Origin of the sequence: Streptomyces sp. NPDC044984, from assembly GCF_040646935.1 — a bacterium.
Classification (GTDB): domain Bacteria; phylum Actinomycetota; class Actinomycetes; order Streptomycetales; family Streptomycetaceae; genus Streptomyces.
In genome coordinates, this window is record NZ_JBEZBE010000002.1 from 55,663 (window position 1) to 74,451 (window position 18,789).

The following is an 18,789-nucleotide window of genomic DNA, read 5'->3' on the forward strand; positions in this document are numbered from 1 at the left end:
AGCGCGTGGCAGTCGGTCCCGTGCGGGGAGTCCGGGTCACGGACTCCCTCGATCTTCACGGGACTTGGGGACTGCTTACTTGAGGCCGATCTTGTCGCAGGCGGCCTTGTACTTGCCCGTGCAGATCTCCTGGACGGTGTAGATGCCGTCCTTGATCACGGTGTCGTTGATGTTCTCCTTGGTCAGCGACACGACCGGGACGAGCACGGAGGGGACGGCCTTGGTGGTGGGGCTGTCGACCTTGTCCTTGGCGATGGAGTCCAGCGACTTGCCCTGGGCCAGCAGCACGGCCATCTCCGCGGCCACGTCGGCCTCCTGCGGGTACGGCTTGTAGACGCTCATGTACTGCTCACCGGTGACGATGCGCTGCACACCCGCGAGCTCGGCGTCCTGGCCGGTGACCGGGATGTCGTCGATGCCGGCGGCCTTCAGGGCGGTGATGATGCCGCCCGCCATGCCGTCGTTGGCGGAGTAGACGCCGACGATCTTGTCCTTGCCGATGGCGGAGATGGCGCCCTCCATGTTGGAGTTGGCGTTCTCCGGCTTCCACTCCTTGGTGTCGTACTCGCGGCCGACCTTCACCTTGCCGTCGAGGACGGAGTGCGCGCCCTCCTTGAACATGGCGGCGTTCGGGTCGGTGGCGGACCCGTTCATCATGACGATCTGGCCGTCCTTGGCCTTGTCGCCCAGGGCCTCGAGGAGGGCCTCGCCCTGGGTCTTGCCGACGGTCACGTTGTCGAACGAGGTGTAGGCGTCGATCGGGCCCTCGGCGAGGCGGTCGTAGGCCACGACCGGGATGCCCTGGTCCTTGGCCTTCTTCACCGAGCCGGCGATGGCCTTGGAGTCCACCGCGTCCACGATGAGCACGTCCACCTTGTTGGTGATCATCGTGTCGACCTGCTGGTTCTGCAGGCTGGCGTCCTGCTTGGCGTTGGCGTAGACGACCTCGCCCTTGTTGTTCGTGAGCTCCTTGACCTTCTTCTCGATCAAGGGCTTGTCGAACTTCTCGTACCGCGCGGTCTGGTTCTCCGGCAGGAGCAGGCCGACCTTGATGTCATCACCCTTGGCGGCGGAGTCGCCCGAGTCCTTCTTGTCACCGGACTCGGCGGCGCTGCCGCAAGCGGCGAGCGAGACGGCCATCGCACCGGCGGCGATGGCAACGGCGGCACGACGCATACGCGTGTTCACTTCTACAAAACCTCCCTGACGAGGCCGCGTCGTTGCGGCCGAGGTGGCTGGAAGTCAACTCGGCCACACGTGCGACGTCAAGAAGTAAATCCTTAACGAGATGGCAACGGTGCCATCCGTTCTCTAAGTGAAGGCAGGGGTCGCCGCGGTGAGCGACCCGGTCGCCGTGCCGTCCAAAAGGGTCGAATCACCCATCTCGCTCAGTGCGAGGGCGAGCGCTCCGAGCACCTCGGCACGGCCTCCAAGTGCCCCGGGGAGAACGGACAGTTGACGTGCCGCACTGGGGATCGCATAGCGGCCGACGGACTCCCGGATCGGCCCGAGCACGAGCTCGCCGGCCTCGGCGAGATCACCGCCGAGGACCACCCGGCTCGGGTTCAGCAGGTTGCAGAGGTTGGCGACTCCACTGCCGATGTGGCGGCCGACGTCGGCGATCACCCGACGGCAGCCAGGGTCCCCGTCCCGCGCCAACCGCACGACGCCCTCCATGGTGAGATCGGTGCCGTGACTGGGCTGGAGCAGCGGGAGCACGTAGCGCGCGGCCGTGAAGGTCTCCAGGCAGCCGCGGTTGCCGCAGCGGCAGACGGGGCCGGATTCATCGAGTGTAATATGTCCGATTTCCCCCGCGGTGCCGCCCGGACCGCGATAGATCTTCCCACTGATCACCAGACCGGCGCCGACACCGCTGGCCACCTTGATGTACGCCAGGTCGCGCACGCCCCGGCCACTGCCCCAGACCATCTCGCCGAGCGCGCCCAGGTTGGCGTCGTTGTCCACGTGCACCGGCACGCCGAGCCGCCCCCGCAGCTCCTCGGCGGGCCTGGCGCCGGTCCAGCCGGGCAGGATCGCGGTCGAGCCCAGGGTCCCGGACTCCACGTCGATCGGCCCCGGCACGCCGAGGCCCACGCCCGCGACCTTGGACGGGTCCACCCCGGTCGCCTCGATCAGCCGCTTGACCAGCTGTTCCGCCCGGTCGAGGCCCTGTGTCGCGGAGGCGTCCACATCCAGTGGCTCGGACTCCTCGGCCAGCACCTGATGGGCGAGGTTCCCGACCGCGACCCGCAGGTGGGTGTGCCCGAAGTCGACCCCGACGACGATCCCGGCGTCCCCGCTCAGCGAGACGCTGCGCGCCCGGCGCCCGCCCGCCGAGGTGGGCGTGACCTCGACCGTTCCGCCGTCCTTCAGCTCCCGGACGATGTTGGAGACCGTGGCCGCGGACAGGCCGGTCGTCCTCGCGATCTCGGCCTGGGTGAGGGAACCCGCAAGACGTACTGCTCGGACGACCCGCTCCAGGTTGGCTCGGTGCAGCGACGACTGCGACCCCGGAGTCTCCACGACGACCTCCTGCGCGCGGGGCCGCTTCGGTGAGACCCCGTTCTCATGTCCAACTAGTGAACTCTAAGCTGAGCCGTTCGGGTCGCCTCCCGTCAAGAGGTTGAACCGTTTCCGAGTGCACGGACATACGCGCACACGCCGCTCCCTGGGGCGGGAGCGGCGTGTGTCCGGGGGGTTCCGGTGCGTCACTTCAAGGCGGCACCGGTGGTCTACTTCAAGGTGGCGGAGGTGAGCCCGGCCTGCACCTGGCGCTGGAAGGACAGGTAGACCACCAGCATGGGCACCATGGCGATCGTCACGCCCGCGAAGAGCACCGGGAGGTCCGAGGCGTACCCCTGCTGCTGCTGGAGCTGGATGAGCCCCTGGGTCAGCACATAGCGTTCCGGATCGTCGCCGCTCTGCGGCTGCATCAGCACCGTCGGCAGGATGTACTGGTTCCACTGGCCCAGCGTGTTGAAGATGCCGACGCTCAGCAGACCGGGCTTGGCCATGGGCAGCATCACCTGGAAGAAGGTCCGGGTGTGCGAGGCCCCGTCCAGGATCGCCGCCTCGAAGACCGCCGTGGGCAGGGTCCGGAAGAAGGCGTGCATGAAGAACACCGTGAACGGCATCGAGTAGGCCACGTACACCAGGGCCAGGCCGTGGTAGGTGTTCAGCATGTCCAGCCGCTGGACCATGAAGAACAGCGGCACCAGGGCCAGGAAGACGGGGAACATCGCGCCGGCGACGAAGAAGTAGTACAGCAGGCGGTTGCCCCGGAACTCGTAGCGGGCCAGCACGTAGGCCGCCATGGAGCCGAACAGCATCGTCAGCGGCACGGACATGACGAGGACGATGACGGTGCTGGTGAAGTAGTCCCCGATGCCCTTCTCCCAGGCGCGGGAGAACACGTCCGGGTCCCAGTTCCGCGGCCAGCCGAAGGCGGAGCCGCCGATCTGCGTGTCGGTCTTGAAGGAGCCGAGCACCAGCCAGAGCAGCGGCAGCACGATCAGCACCGCCCACACGGCGAGGAAGCCGTGCGAGAAGACGTTCAGCACGACGCCTTCGCCACGCCGGTCGCCGGGGCGGACGGTGCCCTTTCCCACCGGCGGCGGGGGCGGGGTGGGGCCCCCGGTGGGAGCGGTTTCCTTGAGGGGTGCGCTCATCGTCGTTACTCCGCCTCAGAACTCGATGCGCTCGCGACGGGTGGCGCGCAGCATGACCACGGACACGATCAGGGTGAGGAGCAGCATGACCACGCCCATGGCGCAGGCGTAGCCGCTCCGGCCGTACACGAGGAAGTTCCGCATCATCACGGTCGCCATGACCTCGCTGGCGTGGTCGGGGCCGCCGCCGTAGCCCCGGCCGGAGGTCATGGTGGAGACCAGGATGAACATGTCCATCGCCGCGATGCCGAGGTAGACCCAGGCGGTCTGCACGGAGTCCCACAGCAGCGGCAGGGTGATGCGGAAGAAGGACTGGGCGCGGCCTGCGCCGTCGATCAGCGCGGCCTCGTAGATGTCCCGCGGAATGGACTGCATGGCGGCGGAGAACAGCACCAGGTAGAAGCCGACGCCGTGCCAGACGACCACCGCGATGAGCGCCCAGAGCACGAAGTCCGGCTCGTTGAGCCATTCCACCGGGTTGTTCTTGTCGACGAGCCCGATTTCGATCAGGACGCCGTTGAGCATTCCGCCGCCGTCACTGCGGTACACCGCTCCGAAGAGCACCGCCATGATGGCCAGGGACAGCACCTGCGGGAAGAAATAAACGACCCGGTAGTACTTGGACCCGGCGACGCCCGAGACGCCTCCGGAACGTCCGCGTCCGCCCGCGTTCAGCATGAAGGCGAAGAACAGCGCGAGCAGAATGGTGATCACCGGGATGAACACCAGGAACAGGATGTTGTGCCAGATGGCACCCATGAAGATGTCGTCCTCGAACAACGCCGTGTAGTTGTCGAGGCCGACGAACTCGAAGGTCTGCGACTGGCCCTTCCAGTCGGTCAGTGAATAACCGAACGTCTGGACGTACGGCCAGATCACGAAGATCAGATAGAGCGCCACGGGAAAGAGGAGAAATCCCGCGACGAACCGGTGCTGCCCTTTGCGCATGGCGTCCCTGCCCCTGGGTGCGGCCGTTCCGGGCCGGGGCGGCCCCGGCCCGGAACGCGGTCGGTCGAGCGAGATCAGTCGCGGCGGTTCTTCTTCGAGTCCGGGTCCTTGGCCTGCTTGTCGACCGCGGCCTGGGCCCGCTTCAGCCACTCCTTGGGCTGGATGCGCTTGGCCATCAGCTCGTTGGAGGCGTTCTCGATGGCGGCGTTCATCTCGCTGTACCACTCGGTGTACAGGTAACGGAAGGTGTTGTCGCCGGCCGCCTTGGAGGCCTCGACGGTGGACTGGGTGCCCGGCCGGAGCTGGACGTTCGGGTCGACGCCGTCCTTGAGGATGGTCAGCGAGTTCGCCTCCTTCGCGAACAGCGTCGACCACTCCTTGGAGAGCATCCTGCGCATGAACTCCTTGGCCGCGGGGAGGTTCTTGGCCTTGGACGGGATGATGAAGGGCTCACCGGAGCCGGCCCGGATCGCCTCGAACGGCAGCGCGCTGCCCGGCAGCAGCGGCATCGGCAGGAACTTCATGTCGAAGTCCTCCGGTGTCGTCTTGAGCTGCTCGTTCTCGAGCCAGGAACCGCTGGTGATGAACGCGGCCTTGTACTGGTTCCAGCGGGTCTGCGACTCGGTGTGGGTCAGGCCGTTCGTACCGGGCATCAGATAGCCCTTCTCGACGACCTCGTAGACGGCCTCGATGGCCTCCGTGGCGGCGTCGGAGCCGGCGAACGCCTTGGGGTCGAGGTTGTCGATCGCCTTCATGGCGTCCAGGCCGCCCTTCTTGGCGATCAGGTCCATGATGGCGACGTTGATGTAGTACGGGTACTTGCCCTGGTGGGCGAGGCCGCCGATGCCCTGGGCCTTGGCGTCCCTGCAGACGGCGAGGAAGTCGTCCCAGGTCTCGGGCGCCTCCCAGCCCTTCTCCCGGAAGAGCTTGCCGGAGTACCACAGGCCCCACACCGTGTAGATGTAGTTGAGGGCGACGACCTTGCCCTCCTGCATGCCGGCGTCGAGCGTGCCGGGGATGAGGGTGTCGCGGACCTTGGTGTCCGGGTCGTCGACCGAGGGGGCGTCCAGCACCTCGGCGAGGTCGAGGAGCTGGCCGTTCTTGGCGAGCACGTCGATCGGGATCTGCTGGTTGCCGGAGTCGTCGACGATGTCCGGCGGGTTCCCGGCGTTGAAGCGGGGCTGGAGCTTGCCCGTGATCTCCTGCGTTCCGGTGTGGACGGAGGTGACGCCCCACTCCTTCTCGAACGCGGCCTCCCACGCCTTGGCGTAGTCGTCGCCGTAACCGCCCTTGAAGATGACGACGTCGAGTTTGCTGCCTTCCTTGACACCGAACGGGTTGGACTCGGAGGTCTCGCCCTCGTTCTCCTCGGAGTTGTCGCTTCCGCCTCCGCTGGCGCACGCGGACAGGAAGCTCATCGCCGGTACGGAAACCAGGCCGAGCGCGGCGGACCGCTTGATCAGTGCGCGACGCCCCACGCCGGTCGTGGCGTTGTCACCGGTGCCGTCGTTCCCGGCGGAACCGGTGCCTTCGTTCTCGGCGGAACCGGTGCCTTCGTTCTCGGCGGAAGTGGATCCCATGCTCAAGTCCTCGCCTTCTCCAGGACTCAGGCGGTGAACCGGATCCTCCCCGGCACCGCGTTCGGGTCAAGCTGGGTCGTGCAGGAAGTGCGGCCGTACAGGATCGGGTGCGGTGAAGACGCCCCGGAGTGCCGACAGGTATAGTCCACTTCCCGCTGACGGAGCAAGATCGAATGCAAGGTTCACCTCCGGTCTTTTCCGAGTTGAGACCTCGCGGAAATATCGGCCCCCGGCGCGTTACCGGCGGAAAAATCATTGCCGCTGGACTGGAATGCCGGATTCAACCCCCTTGACACCACGGGGCACTTGACGCACTACTAGACCTTGCGCATCTGACTGACAACGTTGTCCGGCGCAGGGAGGGTACTCACGTATGCACAGCAGGGTTCGGCACAGATGGGGAACGGCGGTCGTCGCGGCGACCGCCTTCGCTTTGGCCGCGGGCTCACAGGGCGTCGCCGTGGCGCTGCCCCAGGCGCCGCAGAAGGCGGACCGTGAGTTCGCGTCGTCGTTCGAGGCCGGGGACCCCGCCCCGGACTGGCTGAACACCGTCGACACCACGCGGGGCGGCGAGAAGCGCGCCTCGGGTGTGGACGGCGGTTACAGCTCCGGCATTCCGGGCAATGTCACCGACCACGTCACGGACGTCCGCGCCAGCGCGGAGAACACCGGTGGCGGGGAGGTGAAGGAGAACCTCGTCGACGGCGAGCCGAGCAGCAAGTGGCTGGCCTTCGAGTCCACCGGGTGGGTGGAGTTCGACCTGGACGCCCCCGTCAAGGCGGTCCGTTACGCCCTCACGTCCGCCAACGACGCCGCCGAGCGCGACCCCAGGGACTGGACCCTCAAGGGTTCCACCGACGGCGAGGACTGGAAGACCCTCGACACCCGCTCGGGCGAGACGTTCGCGGAGCGCTTCCAGACCAAGCTCTACGACATCGACGCCTCGGCCGTCGCCGAGTACCGGCACTTCCGGCTGGAGATCACCAGGAACGGCAGCGGCGGCATAGTCCAGCTCGCCGACGTCCAGTTCTCCACCGGTGACGACGAGGCGCCCGTTCCGCAGGACATGCTCTCGCTGGTCGACCGCGGCCCGACCGGCTCGCCGACGGCCAAGGCGGGCGCCGGATTCACCGGCAAGCGCGCCCTGCGGTACGCCGGCCGGCACACCGCCGACGGGCGGGCCTACTCCTACAACAAGGTGTTCGACGTCAACACGAGGGTCGACCGGAACACCGAACTGTCGTACCGCGTCTTCCCCTCGATGGCGGACGGCGACCTCGACTACGACTCCACCAACGTCTCCGTCGACCTCGCCTTCACCGACGGCACCTATCTGAGCGACCTGCGCGCCACCGACCAGCACGGCTTCCCGCTCACCCCGCGGGGACAGGGCGCGTCGAAGATCCTCTACGTCAACCAGTGGAACAACGTGGTCTCCCGGATCGGTTCGGTGGCCGCCGGCAAGACCGTCGACCGGATCCTGGTGGCGTACGACTCCCCCAAGGGCGAGACCAAGTTCCGCGGCTGGCTGGACGACGTGGCGCTGAAGTCGGTGCGGCCCGAGCGGCCCAAGGCCCACCTCTCCGACTACGCGGTGACGACCCGGGGCACCAATTCCAGCGGCGGGTTCTCGCGCGGCAACAACTTCCCCGCGACGGCCGTGCCGCACGGCTTCAACTTCTGGACCCCGGTCACCAACGCCGGTTCGCTGAGCTGGCTGTACGACTACGCACGCGGCAACAACGCGGACAACCTGCCGACGATCCAGGCGTTCAGCGCGAGCCACGAGCCGAGCCCCTGGATGGGCGACCGGCAGACCTTCCAGGTGATGCCGTCGGCCGCCGCCGGCACCCCGGACACCGGCCGTGAGGCGCGCGAGCTGGCGTTCCGGCACGAGAACGAGACCGCGCGGCCGTACTACTACGGGGTGCGGTTCGAGAACGGCCTGAAGGCCGAGATGGCGCCGACGGACCACGCGGCGATGATGCGCTTCACCTACCCGGGTGACGACGCGAGCGTGATCTTCGACAACGTCACCGACCAGGCCGGCCTGACCCTCGACGAGGAGAACGGCACCTTCACCGGCTACTCGGACGTCAAGTCCGGGCTGTCCACGGGCGCCACCCGGCTGTTCGTCTACGGCGAGTTCGACGAGAAGGTCACCGAGGGCGACGCCAGTGGCGTCAAGGGCCGTCTGCGCTTCGACGCGGGCGACGACCGCCGGGTCACGCTGCGCCTGGCCACCTCGCTGATCAGCGTCGACCAGGCGAAGGACAACCTGCGCCAGGAGATCCCCGAGGGCCGCGGCTTCGAGGCGGTCAAGAAGAGCGCCCAGCGCCAGTGGGACCGGATCCTCGGCAAGGTCGAGGTCGAGGGCGCCACCCCGGACCAGCTGACCACCCTCTACTCCAGCCTCTACCGGCTGTACCTGTACCCGAACGCGGGCCACGAGAAGGTCGACGGGGAGTACAAGTACGCCTCGCCGTTCTCGAAGATGCCGCAGCCGGACACCCCGACGCACACCGGCGCGAAGATCGTCGACGGCAAGGTGTACGTCAACAACGGCTTCTGGGACACCTACCGGACCACCTGGCCGGCCTACTCCTTCCTGACCCCGTCCAAGGCCGCCGAGCTGGCGGACGGGTTCGTGCAGCACTACAAGGACGGCGGCTGGACCTCCCGCTGGTCCTCCCCCGGCTACGCCGACCTGATGACCGGCACCTCCTCGGACGTCGCGTTCGCCGACGCGTACGTCAAGGGCGTCGACCTCGACGCGGAGGCCGCGTACGACGCGGCGGTGAAGAACGCCACCGTCGTGCCGCCGTCCTCCGGTGTGGGCCGCAAGGGCATGGCGACCTCGCCGTTCCTCGGCTACACCAGCACCGAGACCCACGAGGGCCTGTCGTGGGCGCTGGAGGGCTACCTCAACGACTACGGCATCGCCAAGATGGGCGAGGCGCTCTACGAGAAGACCGGCGAGAAGCGCTACCAGGAGGAGTCGGCGTACTTCCTCGACCGCGCCCAGGACTACGTCAACCTCTTCGACTCCGAGGCCGGGTTCTTCCAGGGCAGGAACGCCGAGGGCGACTGGCGGGTCGAGTCCTCGAAGTACGACCCGCGCGTGTGGGGTCACGACTACACCGAGACCAACGGCTGGGGCTACGCCTTCACCGCCCCGCAGGACAGCCGCGGTCTGGCCAACCTGTACGGCGGCCGGGACGGCCTCGCCGACAAGCTCGACGAGTACCTCTCCACCCCCGAGACGGCCTCCCCGGAGTTCAAGGGCTCCTACGGCGGTGTCATCCACGAGATGACCGAGGCGCGGGACGTCCGGATGGGCATGTACGGCCACTCCAACCAGGTGGCCCACCACGCCCTGTACATGTACGACGCGGCCGGGCAGCCCTGGAAGACGCAGGCGAACGTGCGCGAGGTGCTGTCCCGCCTGTACACCGGCAGCGAGATCGGCCAGGGCTACCACGGCGACGAGGACAACGGCGAGCAGTCGGCCTGGTACCTCTTCTCCTCGCTCGGCTTCTACCCGCTGGTCATGGGCAGCGGCGAGTACGCCATCGGCTCCCCGCTGTTCAAGAAGACGACCGTGCACCTGGAGAACGGCCGCGAGCTGGTCGTCAAGGCGCCGGGGAACAGCGCGAAGAACGTCTACGTGCAGGGGCTGAAGGTCAACGGCAAGCGCTGGAACTCCACCTCGCTGCCGCACTCGGTGATCTCGAGGGGCGGGGTCCTGGAGTTCGACATGGGCCCGCGTCCGTCGTCGTGGGGCACCGGCGAGGACGCCGCGCCCGTGTCGATCACGAAGGACGACGAGGTGCCCACGCCCCGCAAGGACGCGCTGAAGGGCGAGGGCGCCCTGTTCGACGACACGTCGGCGACCGGCGCCACGGTGTCCACCGTGGAGCTGCCCGTCACCGGGGAGACCGCGGCGGTGCAGTACACGCTCACCTCCTCCGACCGCACCAAGGCGCCCACGGGCTGGGTGCTGCAGGGCTCGGCCGACGGGACGACGTGGACGGACCTGGACACGCGGACGGACGAGACCTTCCGCTGGGACCGCCAGACGCGCGCCTTCTCGGTCGACGAGCCGAAGGCCTACGGCCACTACCGGCTGGTGCTGACCGGTGAGGCGGCGCTGACGGAGGTGGAACTGCTGAGCTGAGCCGGCCTCCGCTCACATGGCGGGTCCGGACCTTGTCCGGGCCCGCCGTTCCTTTGGATTTCCGCAGGCCGACAGGTACCTCTCCGGTCACCGGTGCACCAGAATGGGGGCGGCCCCCGGTGCTCCCCGGGCGGCGTGTCCTCGGCAGGGGGAGAGCGCGGATGACGTACTCGGGGGACTTCGACGCGGCCTGGCTGCCGGCGGACGCGTTCCGGGCGGTCGGCAGTCGGCGCTCGCTGGTACGCGCCGGCGACGGGCCGCTGGTGGATACCGTGTACGGCGAACTGGCCGACGCCTGCGCGCGGTTCGGCGGGCGGGCCGTGCGGGACGGCGGCGAGGACGCCGAGTTGGTTCTCGAACGGGCCGACGGGCCGGGGGACGAGGGTTTCGCGCTCGAGCGCCGGGACGGGACCACGACCGTCACCGCGTCCGGCGGGCGCGGGCTGCTGTACGGCCTGTTCCACGTCGTACGGCTCGGAGAGGACGCCTTCGCCGGTGAGCGCGCCCGCGAGGAGCACCGTCCGGCGTTCGCCTCGCGCATGCTGGACCACTGGGACAACGTGGCCGTGCACCCGGTCATGGGCCAGGTCGAGCGCGGCTACGCGGGTGGTTCGCTGTTCTGGGCGGACGGGCGGGCGCGCGGGGACGTCGACCGGGTGCGGGCGTACGGCAGGCTGCTCGCGGCGTGCGGGATCAACGCCGTCGCCGTCAACAACGTCAATGTGCACGCGGCCGAGGCACGGCTGCTCACCGACCGGATCGGTGAAGTGGCCGCGATCGCCGACATGTTGCGGCCGTACGGCATCCGCACCCATCTGTCGGTCACCTTCGCCGCGCCGATGGTGCTGGGCGGGCTGCCCACCGCGGACCCGCTGGACGAGGCGGTGCGCGGCTGGTGGGCGGAGGCGACCCGCCGGGTGTACGAGGAGATCGGCGACTTCGGCGGGTACGTCGTCAAGGCCGACTCGGAGGGGCAGCCCGGCCCGTTCGCGTACGGCCGCTCGCACGCCGACGGCGCGAACATGCTGGCCGCCGCGCTGGAGCCGTACGGCGGCACGGTGCACTGGCGGGCGTTCGTCTACGACCACCACCAGGACTGGCGGGACCGGAGCACCGACCGGGCGCGGGCCGCGTACGACCATTTCACCCCGTTGGACGGCCGGTTCGCGGCGAACGCGGTGCTCCAGGTCAAGCACGGGCCGATGGACTTCCAGGTGCGCGAGCCGGTCTCCCCGTTGATCGGCGCCATGCCGGACACCCGGCTCGCGGTGGAGTTGCAGGTCACGCAGGAGTACACCGGGCAGCAGCAGCACGTGTGCTGGCTGGGCCCGATGTGGAGCGAGGCGCTGCGGTTCCGTCCGGACGGCGAGGTGAGCGCCGGGCGGCTGGCGGACGGTCTGGTGGCCGTGTCGAACGCCGGCGACGACCCGTTCTGGGCCGGGCACCCCCTCGCACAGGCCAACCTCTACACCTTCGGGCGCCTCGCCTGGGACCCGGCGGCAGAGCCGCGGGCGGTCCTCGACGAGTGGATCGCGCTGACCCACCCGGGAGCGGGGGAACGGCTGGCCGACGGGGTGCACGCGGTGCTCGACGGCTCCTGGTCGACGTACGAGAAGTACACCGCGCCGCTCGGGGTGGGCTTCATGGTGCAGCCGGGGCACCACTACGGGCCGAGCGTGGACGGCTACGAGTACAGCCCCTGGGGCACCTACCACTTCGCCGACCGTGACGGCATCGGCGTGGACCGCACCACGGCGACCGGCACCGGGTACGCCGGTCAGTACGCCAAGCCGTGGGCCGAGGTGTACGAGTCGCCGGAGACCTGTCCCGACGAGCTGCTGCTGTTCTTCCACCACGTGCCGTACGGCCATGTGCTGCACAGTGGCAAGACGGTGATCCAGCACATCTACGACACGCACTTCGAGGGTGTCGAGGAGGCCGAGGAGGCCCGCCGGGTGTGGGCGGGCCTCGTGGACCTGGTGGAGCCGGCCCGGCACGCGCGGGTGGCCGAGCGGTTCGAGGAACAGCTGCGCAGCGCCCGTGAGTGGCGCGACCAGGTCAACAACTACTTCCTGCGCAAGTCCGGGGTGCCGGACGCGCGGGGGCGGATCATTCACTGAAGGCGCAGGACCGCCACGCCGAGCGGGTCGAGGGTGAACGGCTCGTCCCGCTCGGCGTGTTCGCCGGTGAGCAGGTCGGTGGCGGGGGCGTGGGCCGTCAAGTGGGCCGGTTCCGGTGCGTGGTTGAGGAGGAAGAGCAGGCGGGGGCGACGCGGTCGAGGATCCGGTCCAGGACGGTGAAGTCGTAGGTGCCCTCGGCGGGTTGGGTGAGGGACCAGGAGAAGACGCCGACGGTGAGGGTGTCGATGCGGCCTCGGTGAACAGCCGGTGGTCCTCGTCCCACACCTCCTCGGGCCACTGCTCGGGGTCGTGGTCGCCGCCGTAGGGGATCTTCGGGGTGCGGGGCGGGGTCATGCGGTGAAGTGCTCCTCGGTCTCGGCGATCACCGGGCGGCCGCTGTGCAGCAGGGACAGCAGCAGCGGGGCGGCGAGCAGGGTGGGCAGGGCCTCGGTGAGCAGGGCGGTGCCGGCTGCCGTGAGGATCAGCAGGGAGAGGGCGCCGAGGGTGGCGCGGGGGTGCCGCAGCAGGAAGTAGGCGGCGAGCCGGGCGGTGTCGCGGGCGCGGAAGGTGAACAGGGCGGTGAGGAGCAGGGCGTGCGCGCCCCACAGGAGGGAGCCGGTGCCGATCAGCGCGAGGAGCGCCGCCCACCAGCCGGGCAGTCCGGTGGCGGGGAAGTGGGTGAGGGTGAAGGCGATCACCGTGAGCCAGGCGAGCAGCGGCGCCCACAGTTTCAGCGCGGGCCGGGCGTTCAGCCGCCAGCCGCGCAGGAAGGCGCGGGCCGGGTGGAGTTCGGTGAGGTCGCGGCTGCGGTGGTGCAGGGCGTGCAGGGCGGCCGAGGCGGCCGGGCCCAGGGGCAGCAGGCAGAGGGCGGCGAGGGGCAGGTTGGCGGGGTCGGGGGCGAGCAGGAGGAGGCCGGCGAGGCCCGGCGCCGCGGTGAGCAGCAGCAGGGCCTCGACGGTGACGAGCGTGTGGATCAGGGCGGCGGCCCGGGACAGCGGCCCGGTGCCGAAGGCATCGGCCCGTACGGTGCTCACGGCGTCTCCCGGCCGAGCAGCCGCCGCTCGTCCCACCAGGGCGGGGTCTCGTCGTCGACCGGGGTCAGCTCGACCAGGGTGATCTCGTGGCGGGCCAGGGTGAGGACGAGGTCGACGCGGCCGTCCTCGATCGGCAGCCGGTGGTGGGCGCGGGCCGGTTCGGAGGCCTCGTGCAGCACGTCGAGCTGCCCCGGCCTCGGTGAGCGGGGGCTGCCCATGTGCCGCCAGGCGGTGTACGCGTTGCCGCGCTCCTCGTCGACGGAGGAGCGACGGACGAACGCCTCGCCGCGCGGGGCGGTGCCGACCGGCAGGGACAGGCGCAGGGTGTGCCGGTCCGGGCCGGGTGCCTGGCCGGTCGGGTCGACGGGGGCCCAGGCGAGGACGGTGACCCGGCCGTCGGTGTGCCGGGTCACCACGTGGTCGTCCCCCCGCGCCAGCCGGTGCTCTCCCGTGCGGGCCATGAAGGCGTACAGGTGATAGGTCGGTTTGCGCACCTGGCGGTGGGTGAGCAGGCCGAAGCCGCCGTGGAAGAGCGCGGTCGGGATGCCGGTCTCCTCGAAGACGTCGCTGAACGTCCAGTAGGAGAAGGAGTCGGCGTGGTCGCCGCCGGCCGTGACGACCGGGGCCAGGTAGGCGGCGTGGAAGGCGGTGTCGTGGACGGGGTTGTCGGGGCGGTAGGAGGAGTTGAACTCGGTGATGTGGACGGGCAGGCCCGCCAGCCGGGTGCCCTTCAGGGACCGGCGGGGCTCGGCGAACTGGTCGAGGAGGGCGCTCGCCGGGGCGAGTGTCTGGTGGACGCCGAACGGGACGTGCCGGGCGGGTCCGGAGCTGTAGGCGTGCCGGGAGACGAAGTCGACGGGCACGTCCCGGCGTTCGGCGAACGCGGCGAACCGCTCCAGCCAGCCGTCGGCGCCGGGCGACACCGCCGGGCCGCCGACCCGCAGCTCGGCGTCCACCTCCTTCACGGCGTGCGCGGTCGCCTCGTACAGCCGGTGGTACGCCGTCTCGTCCGCGTCGAGCCAGAAGGCGGGCAGGTCGGGCTCGTTCCACACCTCGACGGGCCAGGTGCGCACCTCGTCGGCGCCGTAGCGGTCGATCAGGTGGGCGAGGACGGCGCGGACCAGGTCCGTCCACTCCTTCTCGTCGGCGGGCGGGGTGACGTTGCCCTTCCACCAGAACACCGTCTGCTCCCCCGAGGCCAGCTCGCCCGGCATGAAGCCGAGTTCGAGGAAGGGGCGGATGCCGAGGCCGAGGCAGGCGTCGAGCACCTGGTCGAGGTAGGTGAACGAGTGGTGGATGCGGCGGGTGCCCTGCCACTCGTAGGGGCGGTGGACTCCCAGGCCGTCGCTGAGCAGGCCGTGGCCGCGCAGGTACCGGAAGCCGATGTCGCGCTGGAGCAGGGCGAGGGAGTCCTGGTAGTCGCGGCGCAGGGCGAGGTCGAGGCGGCCGGTGCCCACGCAGGACCGCCAGGCGCCGGACAGCCGGCCGTCCGGCTCGTCGGGGACGCGGATCACGCGTTCTCCTCCTTGAACCGCTCGTAGGCCTGGTTGTGCAGGTCGATGAACCGGTCCATGTTCTTGGCCTTCAGCTCCTCGACGTAGTCGTCCCACTCGGACAGCGGGCGCTTGCCGAGGGCGAACTGGAGGGTGTTCTGGGTGACGTGGTCCTTCAGCGGGGTGTCCCACAGGGTGGCCTGCTCCTGTTCCTCGGAGCGCAGCGGGTGGGGCGGGTCGACGGGCAGCTGCTCGCGGGAGGCCATGGCGTCCGTGAACTTCTTCTCGTCGGGGCCGAAGGAGGAGGAGACCATGGCCCAGCTGCCGCCGTAGGTGAAGACGCCGTTGTGGAAGCCGAAGTCCTTCTGGAGGTCCTTCGGGGCGTCCGGGTCCGAGCCCATCAGGCTGATGCCGGGCTTCAGCTCGTACTGCCCGGGCCCGGAGCGGGTGAAGGTGGTGTTCTCCACGCCCCACTTGCAGAACTCCTGGCCGGCGTCGGAGTACCAGAGCCAGTCCACGAACTGCATCAGGGCGACGAAGTCGTCGCCCTCCAGTGCCTTGCTGGAGATCATCATGCCGTTCTCCAGCCGGGTGCCGCCCAGCACGACCGGTCCGGCGGGCCCGATCGGCACCGGGATCATCTCGATGGTGGCGCCCTTGACCTGCTTGCCGAGGTTGTAGCGGTAGTTCTGCACCAGCTCCTGCGGGTTGGCGCTGATCGCGAAGGACTTCTCCGAGAGGATCTTCCTGACCGCCTCGTCGTCGGTCTGGGTGAAGCTCTCGGGGTCCATCAGCTTCTCCGAGACCAGCTTGTGCAGGTACTCGACGAAACCGCGGTAGGCGTCCGTGGCGCCGGTGAAGACGAACTTCCGCGCCTGCGCGTCCCAGCTGGTGTTCAGGTACGACCAGCCGGCCCGGACGCCGTACGCCTGGCCGAGGTACTGGGACAGGGCGCCGACGGGGAACGGGGTGTTGGTGCTCCAGCGGTCGGTGAACGGGTAGCGGTCGGGGTACTCCTCTTTGAGCGCCTTGAAGGTCTCGTACACCTCGTCCCAGGTGGTGGGCAGGCTCAGGCCGTGCTTGTCGAGGACGTCGGTGCGGAAGGCCAGCGAGTAGCCCTGCTTGACCTTCTCGTGCAGTCCGGGCAGCAGGTAGTAGCGGCCGTCGGACTGGCGCAGCGAGTCGACCTCCGGCTGGAGGTTCCATCTCTTCACCTTGTCGCGGAAGTTGGGCATCAGGTCCACGTACTCGCTGACCGGGAGGATCGCGCCCGAGGAGACGAACGCCGTCTCCGCGCCCGGGTAGGTCTTGGGGATGAGGAGGGGGGCGTCACCCGCGCCGATCAGCAGGCTGCGCTTCTTCTCGTAGTCGCTCAGCGGGACCGGGGTGGCCTCGAGGGTGATGCCGGTGCGCCGGGTGAGCTCCTTCCAGAACAGCCAGTCGTCCTTCAGCGGGTAGACCGGGTTGTCGTTGTGCAGGACGGAGAAGGTCAGCGGCTCGGTGGCCTTGAACTGCTCGCCGGCGCGGTAGTTCTTCATGGCGCCGTCGCGCTTCTTCGACAGGTCCTCGGCGTCGTCGCCGTCGCCGCCGCCGCAGCCGGTGAGGGCGGCGAGGCCGATGAATCCGGCGGCGCCGAGGATCTGGCGCCGCGACAGCTGTCCGGTGTTCTTCACGGGGACTCCCTTGGTGCGTCGGCGGGTCGGGGTGGAGGGGGGAGGGGGAAGGGGTGCGGCCGTCAGCCCTTGACCGCGCCGAGCATCACGCCCGAGACGAAGTAGCGCTGCACGAACGGGTACAGGCAGAGGATCGGCAGCGAGGTGAGCACGATCGTGACGGCCTGGATGTTCGCCGAGACCTGGGTGAGCTGCTCGGTGGCCGCGCCGGCGCCGGTGCCTGAGGTGGCGCCCGCGAGCAGGTTGCGCAGATAGACCGTGACCGGCATCAGTTCGGTGCGGTCCATGTAGAGGAACGCCGAGAACCAGGAGTTCCAGAAGGACACCGAGTAGAAGAGCACCATGGTCGCGACGACCGCCTTGGACAGCGGCAGCACGATCCGCAGCAGGATGCCGTACGTGCTGAGGCCGTCGATCTGCGCGGCCTCCTCCAGTTCGGTCGGCAGGCTCTCGAAGAAGGCCTTCATCACCAGCAGGTTGAAGACGCTGATCGCGTTCGGCAGGGCGATGGCCCACACGCTGTTCTTCAGGCCGAGGCTGGTGATCAGGACGTAGTGGGGGATCAGGCCGCCGGTGAAGAACATGGTGAAGACGGCGATCCCGACCAGGGCGCCGCGCCCTTTGAGGTTCTTCTTCGACAGGACGTAGGCGTAACAGGTGGTCAGCACCATGGCGACGGCGGTGGAGACCACCGTGTAGAAGACGGTGTTGCCGTAGTTGCGCCAGAACATCGAGTCGGAGACGACGATGTCGTAGGTGGTGAGGTTGAACCCCTTGGGCCACAGGGTCACCTCACCGGCGCGGATCTGTCGCTCCCCGCTGAACGAGCGGGCGATGATGTTGACGAAGGGGTACAGCGTCACCAGGACGACCAGGGTGAGGATCACACCGTTGACGCCCTGGAAGACGCGGTGGCCGCGCGTCGGCCGGTTGACGCTCACCACAGGCTCGTCCCCACGGTGCGGCGCGACAACTGGTTGGCCGAGGTGATCAGGACCAGACCGATGATCGCCTCGAACAGGCCGATCGCGGCGGCGTAGCTGAAGCTGTTGGACTCCACACCGGTCCGGTAGAGGTAGGTGGAGATCACGTCGGCAGTCGGATATGTCAGCGGGTTGTAGAGCAACAGGACCTTCTCGAAGCCGACGGCCATGAACGTGCCGATGTTGAGGATCAGCAGCGTGATCATGGTGGGGCGGATGCCGGGCAGGGTGACGTGCCAGATCTGCTGCCAGCGGTTGGCTCCGTCGATGCGGGCGGCCTCGTACAGGTCCTCGTCGATGGTGGTGAGCGCGGCGAGGTAGAGGATCGTTCCCCAGCCGGCGGTCTGCCAGATCTCCGAGCCGACGTAGACGGCGCGGAACCAGCCGGGTTCCTGGATGAACCGGATCGGGTCGTGCCCGAACCAGCCGAGGACGTGGTTGACCGGGCCGTCCGTGGCGAGCAGCTGCAGCGTAATGCCGGCGACGATCACGATCGACAGGAAGTGCGGCAGGTACGACACCGACTGCACGAACCGCTTCAGCGATTTCCGGCGCACCTCGTTGAGCAGCAGGGCGAGCACGATCGGTATCGGGAAGCAGAAGACGAGCGTGAGTCCGCCCATCCACAGGGTGTTCCTGAACACCTGCCAGAAGGTCGGGTCGGACAGGAACATCTCGACGTAGCGCAGTCCCACCCAGTACTCGCCGAAGACCGAGCCGCCCGGTTCGAACCGGCGGAACGCGATCACGTTGCCGATCATCGGCAGATAGCGGAACACCAGGAAGAACAGCAGCGGCAGCACGGCCAGCGAGTACAACTGCCAGTCCCTGCGCAGCGCGCGCCGCCAGCCGGTGCGTGCGGGTGAGCGTGTGCGCCGTGGGGGTGTCTTCGTCGGCGGCGGGTCCTGCGTGCCCGGCGGTGGAGCCGACGCGGTGGGGGTGCTCATGGCTCGGGCCTCTCGTGCCTGTGACGCGGAACCGAAACTTTCGAGCTCTTGCCGATAACTTGCGGCAACCTACGAGCAGCAGTAAGCGCTGTCAATGGGTGGTGCGCGCCGGAAATTTCCGAGATCCCGGCGGTGACGAATCCGGTGCACACGGCTGTGGAAGTGG

Annotated in this window: 13 protein-coding genes and 1 pseudogene; 2 read left to right on the top strand and 12 right to left on the bottom strand. The window is 68.9% G+C overall.

Going from position 1 to position 18,789, the window contains the following annotated elements; translation table 11 throughout:
• Positions 1–75: 75 nt before the first annotated feature.
• The 5 genes from AB0A94_RS02615 to ngcE form a co-directional block, all read right to left on the bottom strand.
• Positions 76–1,176, bottom strand: coding sequence for a sugar ABC transporter substrate-binding protein (locus AB0A94_RS02615; protein WP_217129294.1), 1,101 nt, complete (start codon positions 1,174–1,176; stop codon positions 76–78).
• Between the two features lie 135 nt (positions 1,177–1,311).
• The gene (locus AB0A94_RS02620; RefSeq protein WP_361737698.1) at positions 1,312–2,523 is read right to left on the bottom strand and encodes an ROK family transcriptional regulator; all 1,212 of its coding nucleotides are present in this window, start codon (positions 2,521–2,523) and stop codon (positions 1,312–1,314) included.
• A gap of 209 nt (positions 2,524–2,732) precedes the next feature.
• Positions 2,733–3,668: a carbohydrate ABC transporter permease gene (locus tag AB0A94_RS02625; protein ID WP_361737701.1), complete on the bottom strand. Its 936-nt coding sequence runs from the start codon at positions 3,666–3,668 to the stop codon at positions 2,733–2,735.
• Positions 3,669–3,683: 15 nt separating this feature from the next.
• Entirely contained in the window at positions 3,684–4,616 is a 933-nt protein-coding gene (locus AB0A94_RS02630; RefSeq protein WP_361737704.1) for a sugar ABC transporter permease, read from the bottom strand.
• Positions 4,617–4,690: 74 nt separating this feature from the next.
• Positions 4,691–6,196: an N-acetylglucosamine/diacetylchitobiose ABC transporter substrate-binding protein gene (gene ngcE, locus AB0A94_RS02635; protein ID WP_361737707.1), complete on the bottom strand. Its 1,506-nt coding sequence runs from the start codon at positions 6,194–6,196 to the stop codon at positions 4,691–4,693.
• Positions 6,197–6,569: 373 nt separating this feature from the next.
• Here ngcE and AB0A94_RS02640 point away from each other — a divergent pair, with 373 nt between their 5' ends.
• Both AB0A94_RS02640 and AB0A94_RS02645 read left to right on the top strand, forming a co-directional pair.
• Positions 6,570–10,373 carry a GH92 family glycosyl hydrolase gene (locus tag AB0A94_RS02640; protein WP_361737710.1) on the top strand — a complete coding sequence of 1,268 codons (3,804 nt, stop codon included), beginning with the start codon at positions 6,570–6,572 and terminating at the stop codon, positions 10,371–10,373.
• A gap of 161 nt (positions 10,374–10,534) precedes the next feature.
• Positions 10,535–12,493 carry an alpha-glucuronidase gene (locus AB0A94_RS02645; RefSeq protein ID WP_361737713.1) on the top strand — a complete coding sequence of 653 codons (1,959 nt, stop codon included), beginning with the start codon at positions 10,535–10,537 and terminating at the stop codon, positions 12,491–12,493.
• On the opposite strand, the gene AB0A94_RS02650 is transcribed toward AB0A94_RS02645, so the two are convergent.
• From AB0A94_RS02650 to AB0A94_RS02680, 7 genes and pseudogenes are all read right to left on the bottom strand, one after another.
• Entirely contained in the window at positions 12,487–12,594 is a 108-nt protein-coding gene (locus AB0A94_RS02650) for a Beta-galactosidase C-terminal domain (protein WP_361737716.1), read from the bottom strand. The genes AB0A94_RS02645 and AB0A94_RS02650 overlap by 7 nt on opposite strands.
• A 50-nt stretch (positions 12,595–12,644) precedes the next feature.
• Positions 12,645–12,847, bottom strand: a pseudogene (locus AB0A94_RS02655) (beta-galactosidase); the annotation flags it as partial.
• On the bottom strand, positions 12,844–13,527 hold the full coding sequence (locus AB0A94_RS02660; protein WP_361737719.1) for a hypothetical protein: 684 nt from the start codon (positions 13,525–13,527) through the stop codon (positions 12,844–12,846). The gene AB0A94_RS02660 and the pseudogene AB0A94_RS02655, both read right to left, overlap by 4 nt.
• Positions 13,524–15,041 carry a xylan 1,4-beta-xylosidase gene (locus AB0A94_RS02665; RefSeq protein ID WP_361737722.1) on the bottom strand — a complete coding sequence of 506 codons (1,518 nt, stop codon included), beginning with the start codon at positions 15,039–15,041 and terminating at the stop codon, positions 13,524–13,526. Before AB0A94_RS02665 ends, AB0A94_RS02660 begins: the two co-directional genes overlap by 4 nt.
• Positions 15,038–16,693, bottom strand: a complete 1,656-nt coding sequence (locus tag AB0A94_RS02670) for an extracellular solute-binding protein (protein ID WP_361737725.1) — start codon at positions 16,691–16,693, stop codon at positions 15,038–15,040. Before AB0A94_RS02670 ends, AB0A94_RS02665 begins: the two co-directional genes overlap by 4 nt.
• A 62-nt stretch (positions 16,694–16,755) precedes the next feature.
• A complete protein-coding gene (locus tag AB0A94_RS02675; RefSeq protein WP_361737728.1) occupies positions 16,756–17,637 on the bottom strand; it encodes a carbohydrate ABC transporter permease in 882 nt (293 codons plus the stop codon).
• Entirely contained in the window at positions 17,631–18,623 is a 993-nt protein-coding gene (locus AB0A94_RS02680; RefSeq protein ID WP_361737731.1) for an ABC transporter permease subunit, read from the bottom strand. Before AB0A94_RS02680 ends, AB0A94_RS02675 begins: the two co-directional genes overlap by 7 nt.
• Positions 18,624–18,789 lie beyond the last annotated feature (166 nt).

Coding starts and splice junctions, on each gene's coding strand:
- ngcE (WP_361737707.1), bottom strand. CDS start 6,196: ATGGGATCCACTTCCGCCGAGAACGAAGGCACCGGTTCCGCCGAGAAC.
- AB0A94_RS02625 (WP_361737701.1), bottom strand. CDS start 3,668: ATGAGCGCACCCCTCAAGGAAACCGCTCCCACCGGGGGCCCCACCCCG.
- AB0A94_RS02615 (WP_217129294.1), bottom strand. CDS start 1,176: ATGCGTCGTGCCGCCGTTGCCATCGCCGCCGGTGCGATGGCCGTCTCG.
- AB0A94_RS02645 (WP_361737713.1), top strand. CDS start 10,535: ATGACGTACTCGGGGGACTTCGACGCGGCCTGGCTGCCGGCGGACGCG.
- AB0A94_RS02630 (WP_361737704.1), bottom strand. CDS start 4,616: ATGCGCAAAGGGCAGCACCGGTTCGTCGCGGGATTTCTCCTCTTTCCC.
- AB0A94_RS02640 (WP_361737710.1), top strand. CDS start 6,570: ATGCACAGCAGGGTTCGGCACAGATGGGGAACGGCGGTCGTCGCGGCG.
- AB0A94_RS02680 (WP_361737731.1), bottom strand. CDS start 18,623: ATGAGCACCCCCACCGCGTCGGCTCCACCGCCGGGCACGCAGGACCCG.